Source organism: Exiguobacterium sp. s152 (assembly GCF_018618335.1).
GTDB lineage: Bacteria > Bacillota > Bacilli > Exiguobacteriales > Exiguobacteriaceae > Exiguobacterium > Exiguobacterium chiriqhucha.
This window is the reverse complement of sequence record NZ_JACSLX010000001.1, coordinates 18,498-32,673: the sequence shown is the minus strand read 5'-3', so window position 1 is coordinate 32,673 and position 14,176 is coordinate 18,498. Positions and strand designations below refer to the sequence as shown.

Annotated in this window: 16 protein-coding genes, 1 tRNA gene and 2 riboswitches; of the genes, 12 read left to right on the top strand and 5 right to left on the bottom strand. The window is 53.0% G+C overall.

Annotated features, from left to right (window positions below; genetic code table 11):
* Positions 1-154 precede the first annotated feature (154 nt).
* Entirely contained in the window at positions 155-1,156 is a 1,002-nt protein-coding gene (locus KNP72_RS00185) for a sodium:calcium antiporter (RefSeq protein WP_214720191.1), read from the top strand.
* 103 nt (positions 1,157-1,259) lie between these two features.
* A complete protein-coding gene (locus KNP72_RS00180; RefSeq protein ID WP_214831767.1) occupies positions 1,260-2,321 on the top strand; it encodes a bifunctional glycosyltransferase family 2/GtrA family protein in 1,062 nt (353 codons plus the stop codon).
* Between the two features lie 43 nt (positions 2,322-2,364).
* Here KNP72_RS00180 and KNP72_RS00175 read toward each other — a convergent pair whose 3' ends face one another.
* The 3 genes from KNP72_RS00175 to KNP72_RS00165 all read right to left on the bottom strand — a co-directional run bounded on the left by KNP72_RS00175 (position 2,365) and on the right by KNP72_RS00165 (position 3,517).
* Complete coding sequence (locus tag KNP72_RS00175; protein ID WP_214720189.1) at positions 2,365-2,931, bottom strand: 3'-5' exonuclease; 567 nt, start codon at positions 2,929-2,931, stop codon at positions 2,365-2,367.
* 65 nt (positions 2,932-2,996) lie between these two features.
* Positions 2,997-3,329 (bottom strand): four-helix bundle copper-binding protein, encoded by a 333-nt coding sequence (locus tag KNP72_RS00170; RefSeq protein ID WP_021067537.1) that lies wholly within the window; start codon positions 3,327-3,329, stop codon positions 2,997-2,999.
* 115 nt (positions 3,330-3,444) lie between these two features.
* A tRNA-Ala gene (locus KNP72_RS00165) sits at positions 3,445-3,517 on the bottom strand.
* A 134-nt stretch (positions 3,518-3,651) separates the two neighbouring features.
* Between KNP72_RS00165 and KNP72_RS00160 the strand changes: the two genes are divergently transcribed.
* Positions 3,652-4,515, top strand: a complete 864-nt coding sequence (locus KNP72_RS00160; RefSeq protein ID WP_214720188.1) for a GRP family sugar transporter — start codon at positions 3,652-3,654, stop codon at positions 4,513-4,515.
* Positions 4,516-4,544: 29 nt separating this feature from the next.
* On the opposite strand, the gene msrA is transcribed toward KNP72_RS00160, so the two are convergent.
* Together msrA and KNP72_RS00150 are read right to left on the bottom strand one after the other, a co-directional pair.
* Positions 4,545-5,057 carry a peptide-methionine (S)-S-oxide reductase MsrA gene (msrA, locus tag KNP72_RS00155; RefSeq protein WP_034806547.1) on the bottom strand — a complete coding sequence of 171 codons (513 nt, stop codon included), beginning with the start codon at positions 5,055-5,057 and terminating at the stop codon, positions 4,545-4,547.
* Between the two features lie 64 nt (positions 5,058-5,121).
* A riboswitch (SAM riboswitch) is annotated at positions 5,122-5,222 on the bottom strand.
* Positions 5,223-5,266: 44 nt separating this feature from the next.
* Positions 5,267-5,428, bottom strand: a complete 162-nt coding sequence (locus KNP72_RS00150; protein WP_021067534.1) for a hypothetical protein — start codon at positions 5,426-5,428, stop codon at positions 5,267-5,269.
* Positions 5,429-5,539: 111 nt separating this feature from the next.
* Here KNP72_RS00150 and KNP72_RS00145 point away from each other — a divergent pair, with 111 nt between their 5' ends.
* The 9 genes from KNP72_RS00145 to KNP72_RS00105 all read left to right on the top strand — a co-directional run bounded on the left by KNP72_RS00145 (position 5,540) and on the right by KNP72_RS00105 (position 14,166).
* The gene (locus KNP72_RS00145) at positions 5,540-6,943 is read left to right on the top strand and encodes an amidase family protein (RefSeq protein WP_214720187.1); all 1,404 of its coding nucleotides are present in this window, start codon (positions 5,540-5,542) and stop codon (positions 6,941-6,943) included.
* 69 nt (positions 6,944-7,012) lie between these two features.
* Positions 7,013-8,074 carry a dual-specificity RNA methyltransferase RlmN gene (gene rlmN, locus KNP72_RS00140; RefSeq protein ID WP_214831765.1) on the top strand — a complete coding sequence of 354 codons (1,062 nt, stop codon included), beginning with the start codon at positions 7,013-7,015 and terminating at the stop codon, positions 8,072-8,074.
* 176 nt (positions 8,075-8,250) lie between these two features.
* Complete coding sequence (locus KNP72_RS00135; RefSeq protein WP_214720185.1) at positions 8,251-9,132, top strand: SMP-30/gluconolactonase/LRE family protein; 882 nt, start codon at positions 8,251-8,253, stop codon at positions 9,130-9,132.
* 12 nt (positions 9,133-9,144) lie between these two features.
* Positions 9,145-9,408 carry a hypothetical protein gene (locus tag KNP72_RS00130; RefSeq protein WP_021067530.1) on the top strand — a complete coding sequence of 88 codons (264 nt, stop codon included), beginning with the start codon at positions 9,145-9,147 and terminating at the stop codon, positions 9,406-9,408.
* 103 nt (positions 9,409-9,511) lie between these two features.
* Positions 9,512-10,705 (top strand): GTP-binding protein, encoded by a 1,194-nt coding sequence (locus tag KNP72_RS00125; RefSeq protein ID WP_214720184.1) that lies wholly within the window; start codon positions 9,512-9,514, stop codon positions 10,703-10,705.
* Between the two features lie 61 nt (positions 10,706-10,766).
* A riboswitch (TPP riboswitch) is annotated at positions 10,767-10,867 on the top strand.
* Between the two features lie 82 nt (positions 10,868-10,949).
* Positions 10,950-11,543 (top strand): YkoF family thiamine/hydroxymethylpyrimidine-binding protein, encoded by a 594-nt coding sequence (locus tag KNP72_RS00120; RefSeq protein WP_214720183.1) that lies wholly within the window; start codon positions 10,950-10,952, stop codon positions 11,541-11,543.
* Entirely contained in the window at positions 11,536-12,111 is a 576-nt protein-coding gene (locus KNP72_RS00115; protein ID WP_214720182.1) for an ECF transporter S component, read from the top strand. Before KNP72_RS00120 ends, KNP72_RS00115 begins: the two co-directional genes overlap by 8 nt.
* Positions 12,104-13,432 (top strand): ABC transporter ATP-binding protein, encoded by a 1,329-nt coding sequence (locus KNP72_RS00110; RefSeq protein WP_214720181.1) that lies wholly within the window; start codon positions 12,104-12,106, stop codon positions 13,430-13,432. Before KNP72_RS00115 ends, KNP72_RS00110 begins: the two co-directional genes overlap by 8 nt.
* Positions 13,432-14,166 carry an energy-coupling factor transporter transmembrane component T family protein gene (locus tag KNP72_RS00105; protein WP_214720180.1) on the top strand — a complete coding sequence of 245 codons (735 nt, stop codon included), beginning with the start codon at positions 13,432-13,434 and terminating at the stop codon, positions 14,164-14,166. Before KNP72_RS00110 ends, KNP72_RS00105 begins: the two co-directional genes overlap by 1 nt.
* Positions 14,167-14,176: the final 10 nt, after the last annotated feature.

The following is a 14,176-nucleotide window of genomic DNA, read 5'->3' as shown; positions in this document are numbered from 1 at the left end:
GCGACCACAGCTGTGGTCGATGGGTCGTCATTACGGTGCAACGCACTCGGTCCATCGAGCTTCTTACCAAGTCCGCAAGACCTTTTTATGGATGCTTTTTCGGCGTCCATAAAAAGGTCTTTTTGAATTCATGAAAAAGGGGAGACTTATTCAAATGGTATTTATTTATTTCATTTTGGCCGCAGCCATCACCGTTTACGCTGCCATGAAACTCTCGACTTACGCTGACGTCATCAGTGAGAAGTCGACGATGAGCGGGATGCTCGTCGGGACGGTATTGCTGGCCGGTGCGACATCGCTGCCGGAAGTGACGACGAGCGTCTCGGCCGTCTTGATTGACAATCCGGATATCGCGATCGGGAACATGCTCGGATCGAACTTGTTCAACATTTTCATCTTGGCGATGTTCGATCTCTTCTATCGTCAGAAACGCTTGTTCAATGAAGCGAGCCGAGATCATCTCTATACGGCCGGTCTCGGGCTCATGTTGACGCTCGTCACGATGATTGCTCTCATCGTGCGCATCGATTTCACGGTTCTCGGCATCGGAATCGACGCCTTATTGATCGCGGCATTGTACGGGATTGGGATTTACTATATCGGAAAACGTCCGCAACAACCTGCCGTCGAGCGTGAGGCTGCCCACGAGACGGTACAAGAAGTCGGCGCGAGTGCGACGAACTCGATCACGGTCAAACGTGCGGTCATCGGCTTCATCATCGCCGCGCTCGTCATCATGGCGGCCGGAACGGCGCTATCGGTGTTAGGCGATCAAATCGCCGTCGTCACCGGCCTCGGTTCGAGCTTCGTCGGCAGCTTCTTGATTGCCGCGACGACCTCGCTCCCGGAAGCAGTGGCTGTCTTCGTCGCCTTGAAGCTTGGAAACGTCAACTTGGCGTTTGGTTCGATTTTAGGAAGTAACATCTTTAACATGCTTATCATCGCCATGTCGGACGTGTTTTACCGCAACGGTTCGATTCTGGCCGACGTGTCGGCGTCTCACTTGGTGACTGCGATTGGGATCACGATCTTGTCGGTGCTCGTCATGTATACGCTCCTTCGTAAAGACGTGACGTCGAAGTTCCGCTATGTCTTGCCGTCAGTGCTTGTCGTACTCGTCTACTTCGCTTCGTCTTACTTCATCTTCATCGGTTAATCTGGCACGGTGTCCTCCGAGACACCGTGTTTTTTTGTTTACCGCGGTCAGAGGAATCACTTTTCATCGTCTTGGGTATAGAAGGAGGGAAGGAGGGGTGGCGATGCAAATGCATTCCGTAGAACGTTTAGATGAGTATGTCGTTTTAATCCCAGCCTATAATCCGGATCAAGCGCTCGTCACACTTGTCCGCGAGCTGAAAGAGACGGGATTTGTCCATGTCATCGTCGTGAACGATGGGAGTGTCGAGACATCCCAAACTGTCTTCGATGAGGTCGGGAAGTGGGTGACGACTGTTCTCGTCCATGAACGGAATCAAGGTAAGGGTGCGGCGTTGAAGACGGGGATTCGTTACGTCGTCGAACGATTCCCCGGTACGCATGGTGTCATCACCGTCGATGCGGACGGACAGCATCTGCCGGAGGATGTAAAAAGCTTGTATGAAGCAGGGGTTCAACGGCCGCACCATCTGGTCATGGGCTGTCGTGATTTTTCTGTCGCGCATATTCCGTTTCGGAGCCGATTCGGGAACCAGATGACACGTGGTGTCATGCTCGTCGGCAGCGGGCTTCGACTGAAAGACACCCAAACCGGTCTACGGGCCGTTCCGTTGCGCTATGCGGAACAGTTGCTCGACGTGCCCGGGAACCGTTATGAGTTCGAGATGAACATGTTGACGTTCACGAAACGTTGGCAAGTCCCGATTCAACAGATTCCGATTCAAACCGTGTATGTGGCCGAGAACGCCTCATCCCATTTTCGCCCGGTCATCGACTCGATTCTGATTTATCGCATGTTTTTAGCCTATTCGTTATCCTCGGTCGCCTCATTTTTATTAGATATCGGCGCCTATGCCTTGTTCATCTTTTTATTGAATCCGTGGTTAGAGACGACCCATGTCTTAATTGCGACGGTATTGGCCCGCATCATCTCGTCCTTATTCAATTACGTGGTGAATCGAAAAGTCGTGTTCGACTCGAAAGCGAGACGGGCGATGCCGAAATACTTCGGTCTCGTCGGCTTGCAGATGGCGTTGTCGGCCGGTCTCGTCTATGTATTGTTCCTGTTGTTTCGGGACGGGGAAGTATGGATTAAAGTGTTTGTCGACAGCCTTTTGTTCGTCGTCAGTTATTACATCCAAAAAAGATGGATCTTTAAACGCTAACAGGCCAAGACGATCGTCTTGGCCTGTCTGACGTACATTTCGATTAATAGGCAAGCTTCCCGAGCTTGACCGATGTAAAGCGGTGCAGTTCACGCGGGTCATGTATCCCGGTCTTCTGCATCATATCGCGCATGAGCAATGCGCAGACGCGGGCATCTTCAGCCGCATCGTGATGGATGAACGGGACGTTCAAATATTCCGCCATCGTATTCAGCTTGTGATTCGGCAGTCCAGGATACAGTTTTCTCGACAGCTTGACGGTACAGCCGTACTCGATCGTCGGAAACGTATATAAATCATATTTGGCGATTGCTTTCTTGAAAGCGCCCATATCAAATGAGGCATTGTGCGCCATGACGAGGTCGACATCCCGCAGCGTCGGATAGAGCTGTTCAAGCACCTCGGGTAAGGCTGGGGCGTCCCAGACGTCGCTCGGCCGGATGCCGTGGACGCGGATATTGCCTGCGTCAAAGTCTTCTTCTGGATTGACGAGTAGTTGGTTCGTCTCGATGATTTCACCGTCGACGAGTAGGCTCCAGCCGACAGAGCAGATGCTGCGACTATCGCGGTTGGCCGTCTCGACGTCGATGGCAAGAATTGAATATGACATAATCGGTCCCTTTCTCATAAAACAAGTATAAAAAAAGTCTAACATATCGTTAGACTAAAAAGCGATTATGCGGCCACGAGGTTGCGACACGCCTCTGCGCAGCGGAGACACGCTTCGGAACAACGTTGGCAATGGTCATGCAAGTGGCGGCCACATTCGACGGCGCACGTGTCGCACACCTGGGCGCAGAGTGCAGCAATCGGTTTGGTGAAAGCCGAATCGGTCTCGAGCGCGTTCAAGGCGAGCGCACACACTTCCGAACATTCTTTCGTCAGCCGGATACACTCGGCGACCATCAATAAATCCTCTTCTTGTAAACATTTTGAGAAACAGTGATTGCTTGCCCGCATACAGTCGATGACGGCTAAAATGGTCTCTTCGACAGAGGCACGATCCATAGTAAGTCCCCCTTAGAATAATGATGTCTTACAATCATTACCCGCTACCAGGTGACTTAAACCGGGCGGAGACGCAAAAAAAAGTCACCCCTCAAATGAGTGGTGACTTCCATAATGGAGCATAGCGGGCTCGAACCGCTGACCTCCACGCTGCCAGCGTGGCGCTCTCCCAGCTGAGCTAATGCCCCGTTCGAAAATTATTATATCATCCTAGTAAAACATTTGGCAATGGATATTTTTAAATTTTTTCGAACAAAGTTTAATCGTGCGTAAACGTGGGAAAATCATTGGTAATGTTATTCTACGAAAGCAGGTGTTATCTATGGAAATGATTTTACTCGCACTCTTACCTGCCTTGATGTGGGGGAGTATCCCGCTCATCGTGTCGAAAGTCGGTGGTAAGCCGATTCAACAGTTAATCGGGACGACGATTGGGGCGATGGTGATGGCGGTCATCATCGCACTCGTATTCAATCCGGAGTTCACGACGCTAGCAATCGTGACCGGCTTCATCTCCGGTGTGTTCTGGGCACTCGGGCAATATTTACAGTTCCAATCGTTCCAAATTTTAAGTGTATCGAAAGCGATGCCGATCAGCACCGGTATGCAACTCGTCGGGACGTCCTTGTTCGGCGTCATCGTGCTCGGTGATTGGCAGACGTCGACCGAGTTATGGCTCGGTTTTTCTGCGCTCGTGTTGATTATCATCGGGGCGGCACTGACGTCATATCAGCAGAACAAAGACGGCGACAGTAGCGGGGCCTTGAAGAAAGGCTTGCTCGTCCTGCTCGTGTCGAGTATCGGTTATGTGACGTATGCCGTCTTGACGAACTATTTCGAGGTCGACGGCATCACGGCCATCTTGCCGCAATCGGTCGGGATGTTCATCGCAGCGCTCTTGTTCAGCTTGCGCGAGAAAGATGTCAAGAAGTTCGACCCGAAGACGTTCAAAAACATCTTGGCCGGTCTCGCCTGGGGGATTGGGAACTTCGGGCTGTTCGTGTCGAGCGGTGAGGTCGGCATCGCGACGTCGTTCGCCTTGTCGCAATTGAACGTCGTCGTGGCGACGCTCGGTGGGATTTATCTATTGAAAGAAGAGAAGACGACGAAAGAACGGGTCTTCGTCTTTATGGGAATCGGGCTCATCGTCGTGGCCGGATTCATGCTCGGGATTGCGAAAAGCTAAAAAGACGGGTCAGACGACCCGTCTTTTGTTTACCAGGCTTGCTCGATGAATGCGTCGCGCCCAGATTTCTTCCGGTCCTCTTTATAGTGGGCCGGATTTTTTTTATGGAAGTCTTGATGGTATTCCTCGGCCGGATAGAACGTGTCGGCCGGTAGAATCTTCGTGACGATTGGCTGTTTGAATCGTCCGCTCGCCGCGAGCGCGTCGCGACTCTGCTCTGCTTTCACGCGTTGTTCTTCAGTATGATAGAAGATGGCCGGCGCATATTGGCTGCCGCGGTCTTGGAACTGGCCGCCGTCATCGGTCGGATCGGTCTGAATCCAATATAGTTCGAGCAGGCGCTCATAAACGAACAGCGTCGGGTCGAACGTGATCTCGACGACCTCATAATGTCCCGTCGTCCCTGTTTTCACTTGTTCATACGTCGGGTCATCGACGTGACCTCCCGTATAACCGGATACGATTGACTCGATGCCAGGTTGCTCCTCGAACGGCGTCACCATGCACCAAAAACAGCCGCCTGCGAATGTTGCTTTTTCCATTAGTAAGTCCCCCTCGATCAATTTTCCCAAAAAAAGCGCTCATGTCATCGACATGAGCGCTCTGTCATATCGGCCAAGGCACATGCCTTGCTGGAAGTAGCACCTTGCCGAAGCAGGTTGCTGTGAAGTCATAGAGCCAGGTCTCTCGTTCACTCAAGATATCGATATGTAGTTGGTGAGAGCATCATACCATCAGATTTGAAGCGGCGTCAACGGTTTGGTTTGCGTCGAAGTTGGAACAAGGTGGCGCCGAGAATCAAGATGACGAGGACGATGGAGAGCGGTAGCGTATACGGAGCGTCCCCGGCATATAGCTGTAAGAAGAACAAGGCAAAGACGGACAATAAGACGAGTACGTACGAACGATTCATAGTAACCTCCCTTTTCTTTCAGTGTACCAAGTTACATATTCGTTGGCGAACGAAAACAGGAAATCATCTGGAGATAGCGAATACCATCGAGTGACCAAAGGAGGAATCTATATGACTGAACCAAACACATGTTTCGAACTCGATATCGAGACCGCCCAGCGCGGATATAAAGAAGGAACGTTCACGGCGCGTGACGTGACGGCCTACTATTTGACACGGATCGCCCAGTTGAACGACAAGCTGAGAGCGGTCATTCAAGTGAACCCGGACGCCTTGTTCGAGGCCGAGGCGGCCGACCGGGCGTTTCGACGAGGTGACCGCTTGCCGTTGCTCGGCATCCCGGTGTTGATTAAAGACAATGTCGAGACGGCGGGATTGATGAAGACGACGGCCGGGGCCGTCGCCCTCGCGCATCACTTCGCCGGCCGGGACGCCCATCTCGTTCAAAGCCTGCGCGCGAATGGGGCCATCATCCTCGGAAAAGCGAACTTATCCGAATGGGCCAACTTTTTGACTGAGGGCATGCCGAACGGCTGGAGTGGGGTTGGTGGCCAGACGCTCAATCCATATGGGGACAAGCTCGATGTCGGAGGGTCGAGTTCAGGTTCGGCGTCGGCGGTCGCTGCCAACTTGACGTTGCTTGCCGTCGGCAGCGAGACGAGTGGCTCGATTATCCACCCGAGCGTCCATAATGGAATCGTTGGCATCAAACCGACCGTCGGTTTGATTAGCCGCAGCGGCATCATCCCGATCTCCCGGTCGCAGGACACGGCCGGCCCAATGGCACGGACACTACGGGATGCGGTGCTCGCCCTTGAGGCGATGGTCGGGGAAGATCCCGCTGACCCAGCGACGACGCATCTTCCGGCCGGTCCGCCTTACCGGACTTGTCTTGATGAGCGGCAAGCAGTCGGTATGCGTGTCGGCGTCGTCAAGACCGATCTGTCTGAAGAAGAGCAGGTGCTCTACGACGAAGCGATCGCATTGCTGAAACAGAGCGGCATCGAGGTCGTCACCGTCGAACTGCCGTCGAAAGCAGGGCTCGACCAAGGGGATATCCTGTACCATGAGTTCAAGCTCGGAATCGAGGCGTATCTCGCCTCGACGACGCTCCCGTATGAGACGTTGTCGGATTTGATTAACTGTAACAACAGTCATCCCGAGACGATTCCGCATGGACAGAAGACGTTCGAGAAAGCGGATGAACAATCGGGCCGCTTGATTGAGGACGCCTATTTGACGCGCCGCCTCGACGACGTTTATCACGCCAAGACGGACGGCATCGACCGATTGTTGGCCGAGCAGGAACTTCATGCCCTCGTCTTGCCGCATGACCACAATTATGACATGGCGGCGAAAGCCGGCCATCCGACCGTCACGATCCCGTATCGCTTGAAGGCGAGCGGGGCCCCGTTCGGTCTATCGTTCACCGGGACGAGCTATGCCGAATGCGACTTGATTCGTCTCGCCTACGCGTTCGAGCGTCATGTGACACGTCCCGTCCCACCGTTATAAGAACGTTGCACCGGTCGTCCACGTCCGCTACAATGGTACGTATGCGGATTGAAGAAAGGACAGATAGCAATGAAACCATCTATATACGGGCTGACATTCGATCAGCTGTCGGAAGCGTGCGTCTCTTGGGGATACAGTGCCTTCCACGCGAGACAAATCTGGGACTCACTCTATATCGACCGAGTCAAGCACATCGAGGACATCTCGGTTCGCGCTGAAGTGCGTGAGGCGCTCGCCGCCGAATACGTCATCTCGACGCAAGACCTGTTCGTCAAACAAGAAGCGGGCGACGGGACGGTCAAATTTTTACTTAAATTACACGACGGGCACTATATCGAGACGGTGCTCATGCGTCACAAATACGGACGTTCGGTCTGTGTGACGACACAGGTCGGCTGCAATATCGGCTGTAGCTTCTGTGCGAGTGGTCTGTTGAAGAAGACACGCGATTTGACGGCCGGTGAAGTCGTCGAACAAATCATGACCGTGCAACACTACTTGGACGAGGTCGGGGAAGGTGCTCGCGTCAGCCATATCGTTGTCATGGGAATCGGGGAACCGTTCGATAACTTCGACAACTTGGTCGACTTCCTCCGTGTCGTCAAGGACGAGCGCGGCCTCGCGATCGCACCGCGTAAAATCAACGTGTCGACGAGCGGAATCGCCGACAAGATTTACAAGTTCGCGGACCTCGATTTGCGCATTAATTTGGCGCTGTCGCTCCACGCGCCGAACGACGCGCTTCGGACGCAAATCATGAAAATCAACCGGGCGTTCCCGCTCGACAAGCTCATGCCGGCCATCCGTTATTACGTCGAAACGACGAACAAGCGGATCACGTTCGAATATATTCTCTTATCGAAAGTGAACGATTTGCCTGAGCACGCCGAGGAACTTGCCGACTTGATTGACGATATTAAAGACAAGTCATACGTCAACTTGATTCCGTACAACCCGGTCAACGAGCATATCCAGTATGAGCGGAGCACGTCCGAGGACATCATGGCGTTTTATGACGTCTTGAAGAAACGGGGCATCAATACCGGGGTCCGCCTCGAGCACGGGACCGATATCGATGCGGCCTGTGGCCAGTTGCGCAGCAAGCATATGAATGTCGAAGGCGCAAAATGACAGAGACTCCTTGAATCTCATGATTCAAGGAGTTTTTTTGTCTTCTGCCCTAGAAGGATGCCGGCCCGGTTCAATATTTTTCTTCCGAGCGGTTGCTATTTTGGGAAATGTTGAATAGAGATTGCCCCCTCAGGGAATAGTCACTTGAAATCAATGTAGAGAGTGGAGGCAATTCAATGGAGACAGTAAACGCTGCGTTATGGATTCGAGTTCGAAATACGCTTGGGGAAGGGCCGTGTTGGGATGCGGAACTGAAACGCTTCTATTGGGTCGATATCGAGGGACATACACTCTGGTGGTACGATGAGAAAGAAGATGAACTGTCGTCGTTCGATATGGGACAACAGATCGGGTTCGCGGTCCCGAAAGTGACGGACGGCGTCGTCGTCGGCTTGAAAGACGGGATTTATGAGTGGGACGAGACGTCAAAAGAGCTCGATAAAATCGTCGAACTCGACGACCCAGAAGGAAAGCTCCGCTTCAATGACGGCAAAGCCGACCCGTACGGACGCATCTTCGCCGGCACGCTCCATCTTGAAGACGAGGCGGAACAAGCGACGCTATACCGTCTGAATCGCGACGGCACGACCGAGGTCATGTTGAGCGAGTTGACATTATCGAACGGACTGACATGGTCACCCGACCATTCGACGTTCTATCATATCGATACACCGACCGAGACGGTCCGTAAATACGCCTTTGACTTGAAGACGGGTACGCTCGGCGAAGGGGAGGCCATCATCGATTTCACAGTCGAAGAAGGATTCCCGGACGGCATGACGTCCGATGAGGAAGGGTTCTTATGGATTGCGCACTTTGCCGGCGGCCGCGTCTCGCGCTGGAACCCGGAGACGGGTGAAAAAGTGCTCGAGGTGCTCGTGCCGGCCCCGAACGTCACGTCGTGCTGTTTTGTCGGCGACAACTTGAACCAACTCGCCATCACGACGGCTCGTGAAGGGATGGATGACGAGGCGCTCAAAGCCCATCCGGACGCAGGGTCGGTCTTTAAAATCGATACAGACGTGAAAGGGATGCCGCTCTATCGGTTTGGACGATAAGGAGGTAAAGAAATGGTGAAGCGATTGCTCGTTCGTGCAGGCATCGGTTTGGCACTCGCGGCAGTGGCCCGGGTCGGGATCCAAAAACTATTGGATGCGAACCGGGAAGACGACCACACGTATTTGAATCCGCGCTGGGATGAGGCCCCGAGTGTCGATGCCGATAAGGATGAGGATGAGGTCGGTCTGACGCAGCTCGATTCGATTTATCGGGCCGAGTGGCAGGCGAACACGTATCCCCGCTCCGAGGCGGAACGCAAGGCGTTGGAAGAATAGGGAAAGGAACACGTCTGGGAACGGGCGTGTTTTTTTCTTGACAAGACAATGGTGACCCGTCATTATCTAAAAAGTAATGATTACGATTTAGGAGTGGGGATATATGAAACGAATTCCAATCACGGTGCTGTCCGGTTATTTAGGGAGCGGCAAGACGACGTTGATGAATCATCTGTTGAACAATCGGTCAGGTAAGAAATATGCGGTCATCGTCAACGACATGAGCGAGTTGAACATCGACGAACGATTGATTGAGCAGGGCGGTTTCTCGCGGACGGACGAAAAATTGGTCGAGCTATCGAACGGCTGCATTTGTTGCACGCTTCGTGAGGACCTGCTCGAAGCGGTACAGGACATCACGAACGACCGTGAACTCGACGGGATTATCATCGAATCATCCGGCATCTCAGAACCGATTCCGGTCGCTCAAACGTTTACATACGCCGATGACGCCCTCGGGATCGATTTAACGAGCCGCGTCTATATCGATGCGATGGTGACCGTCGTCGATGCATATCGATTCTTGAAAGATTTTAACTCGGGCGAGTCACTCCATGAACGCAAGCAGGCCATCGATGAGACGGACGTCCGTGAAGTCGTCGATCTGCTCGTCGATCAAATCGAGTTCGCGGACATCATCGTCTTGAACAAGGCGGACCGCGTGACAGAGACGGAAGTCGACGAGATGGCCGGGCTGTTAAAGGCGCTCAATCCTACCGCCAAACTGTTGACGTCGGTCCTTGCGAACGTAGAATTGACCGAGCTGTTAGACGTCAATCTGTTCGATTTCGAGCAGGCGATGCATGCCGCCGGCTGGATTCACGAGCTTGAGGCGGAAGTACATACGCCGGAGACAGAAGAGTACGGCATCAGCTCGTTCGTCTATCGTCGACGCCGTCCGTTCCACCCGGAGCGGCTTCATGCGTGGATCGAGGCGTTCCCGGAACAAGTCGTCCGCGCCAAAGGGTTCTTATGGATTGCTTCTCGAAACGACCTCGCCTGCCTGTTCTCGCAAGCGGGGTACGCCTCGACGCTTGAACACGCAGGACGTTGGCTCGCGACGCTGCCGAAGGAAGAGCGTCGTCTTATGTTCGCAGCAGAACCCGAGCTCGCCGCCGATTACGTCGAGCCGTACGGGGACCGTCAGACGGAGCTCGTCTTGATTGGGCAGCGGATGGAGCGTTCGGTCATCGAGGCCGGACTCGACGCGTGTCTGTTGACAGACGAGGAGATGACCCTCGATTGGACGACGTTGCAAGATACGCTTCCGGGGAACGGTATCGTGACTTTCACATAAACCGTTTACAAATCCGGAGTGGTCGTCTATACTTTTCGTTGCATAGACAACCGCATACATTGGACTACACTAGGGGTGCTTCGGCTGAGATGTGAGCATGGCTCCAATCCCTTATGACTCGATCCGGGTAATACCGGCGTGAGGAAGTGTGGCACTTTTTCTAATGGATTTGTAAATTGGACGAGTGGCCGCATTCTCATGGATGCGGCTTTTTTGTGTACATACAATTAAGGGGGAATAGAACATGAACAATCAATGTGAAAGGAGTCCGATCGTCGGATTCCGCTTTACGCTGAGCCCAATGACGTCTGATTTTGTGAGTGTCATCAAAGGGGCATTGAAGGAGACGAACTTGCAAAACGTCTGGCGACATACCGACGACGTCTCGACGGTCATCCGTGGACGAAGTGAGCATGTGTTCGATGTGGCCAAAGCCGTCCTGTCACATGCGACGAAGACAGGAGAACATGTGTCGATGAGCGGGACGTTCTCGGTCGGCTGCCCAGGCGACACGGCAGGAGACAATCTGCTCGACGTGACGACTGAGCCGGGGAATGGCACGGCGGGCTCGCAGTACGTATCTTCACAATTTGCACTCTATCCGCTCGGGGACCCGAAGTATATGGACATCATCTACGAAGAAATTGCGTTTGCGAAAGAGCGTGGCGTTTTCAATGACTCGATGCATTATGCCTCGGGTATTCACGGCGACATCGAACCGGTGTTTTCATTTTACGAGGCGACGTTCGACCGCGTCCGTGCGAAGACGAGCCATGTCGTCATGACGGTCACGTTCAGCGTGAACAGCCCGTCACACGAGGGACAGCAGCATGCTTAAGTCGTGGAAGTTAAAAGAAATCGTCTTGTTGGCCATTTTATCGGTCGTATTCGCTGTCGTCTATTTGGCGTTCGTCCATGTCGGGAATCTATGGGCAGGCTTGATTGGACCAATCGCGTACGAATGGATTTTTGGGATTTGGTTCATCGTCTCGATTATTGCGGCTTATATCATCCGCCGACCTGGCGCAGCATTTTTGTCAGAAGTGCTTGCGGCGACGATTGAGATGATGATTGGTAACGCGATTGGACCTCGTATTATTTTAGTCGGGATCATTCAAGGACTTGGTGCTGAAGCGGCGTTTGCGGTCACGGGCTACAAGCGATATGACCTTTGGGTGCTCATGCTGGCCGGATTTGGTGCAGCTGCGACGAGTTTCGCGTATACGTATGTCATGGGTGGACTCGTTGCCCTCAGTCCGACATACGTAGCGACGATGTTCGCGTTACGTGCGACAAGCGGAATGCTCATTGCCGGTCTGGGAGGTAAGATTTTGAGCGACTTGTTGCTTCGTACGGGTGCGCTCGAAGGGTATGCCCTCGCGCGTAAGGGACGAGTACATGGTTGAGGCAGAACAGCTGGCGTTCCGCTATCCGGACAAACAGCGCGAAGTATTGACAGACATCACGCTTCAATTAACGGCTGGGAGGACGCTCATCACAGGGGCGAGCGGATCGGGGAAATCGACATTGTTCTCTTTGATGAATCGTCTGTACCCGGATAACTGCGATGGCATCGTGACAGGCAAATTACATTTGTTTGACCGCTCTTACGACACGTATACAGCTGGTGAGGTGAATCGTCGTGTTGGAACGGTGTTTCAAGATCCTGACAGTCAATTCGTCATGCAGACGGTCGAGGAGGAATTGATTTTCACACTTGAAAATTTTGCCGTGGCGAGGGACGAGATGATGGCGCGTGTGGCCACGATTTTAGCGGAATTGCAGTTGACCGATTATCGTGACCGAGTCATTCATGACCTGTCAGGTGGTGAAAAGCAACAAATCGCTGTCGCCTGTGCTTTGATCGGGAAGCCGGAATGGCTACTACTCGATGAGCCGCTCGCGCACCTTGATCCCGAAACCTCAACCCGTTTCGTTCAGTGGCTCGACAACGTCGCACAGACGGTAAACGTTGTCGTCATCGAACATCGACCCTTCCTATGGGGCGGGTTCTTCGATAGAGAAGTGGAGCTCGTGAACGGACGCATCAACTATGACGGACCGTTCGTTGCCCGCCCGGATTATACGTTCTCTCCGGTTAAGGTGACACAAGGAAATACTGTTTTATTTCACGTACCGCAATTGAAACGAATAACATTCAAACTAGCAGCGAGCGAGCTGACCGTCGCCGAGGGTGATCTCATTGCCGTACTTGGTCGAAACGGCAGTGGCAAATCGACTTGGCTCAAGAGCCTTGCCCGCGAACATCAAGAAGTCGGACTCGTCCCACAATCTCCGGCTCGTCTGTTTATCACGAGTGATGTGACACGTGAACTCGCATATGGCCATAATCGTCCGATTGAGGACATCATGAACCGGCTCGGGCTTGGACCGTTTCGTAACGACCATCCACTCTCGCTTAGTCACGGTCAAAAACGAAGGCTCGCCATCGGGGTGATGATGCTCTCGAATAAACGGCTCATCGCGTTCGATGAACCAACTGCTGGACAGGATGAGATATCGCTTCGTGCGCTTTATGAATTGATGGTTGAACGAACCCGCGCCGGCCAGACGGTTCTGTTTGTGACGCACGACCTTAGTTTCGCCAGAATCGCGAACACATATTACTTGATGCGTGAAGGTTACTTGAGTGGGCCATATGATGCATCGCTCTGGAATGAGACAGAGCTTCTACAAGCTCACGGTTTATTGCTGGAGGAATCGTGATGACGTTTCATGAGATGAACCCGACGATTAAATTTCTGACCGTCACGTTGCTCATGTTCGGTCTCGCCTTTATGTACAATCCATGGACGCCGCTTGCTGTATTCATCGGAACGCTTATACTTCAAATTCTCTTTTCTAACGTGAACTGGAAACGCTGGGGGCTGTTCATGATTCCGTTTTTATTCACCGCGCTCGGGACATTGTGGACGACGCTCGTCTTTGGAAAAGAGGCGGGCGGGGAGGTCATGTTCACGCTGTTCGGCAACGACGTGACCGTCGAAAATGTGATGCTAGCATCGACGCTCTCCTTACGGGTATTAGCATTCACCGCGTTATCACTCCTATTCACACTGACGACGGACCCCAAACGGTTCGTCTACAGCTTGATGCAACAAGGGAAGTTGTCGCCTAAAATCGCTTACAGTGTCTTCGTCGGCTTTCGTTTCTTTCCGATTTTGAAGCATGAACTGATGCAGCTGTATGAAACGCATGCTTTGCGAGGCGTTCGTTTAGAGACGCGACTCGATCACATTCGGCACGTTCCGAATTTAATCATCCCGCTTCTGGCAGGATCGATCCGACAAGCGGAACGCATCGCGTTCTCGATGGAGGCACGCGGGTTCACGGGCGAACCACGAGCGACGTATGAAGTCGTCGCCATCACTCGGTACGACTTTCTGTTGGCGTCGCTCTTGATTGTATTGTTCGGAGTGAGCGTATGGATTGGCATATAAACGAAACAAG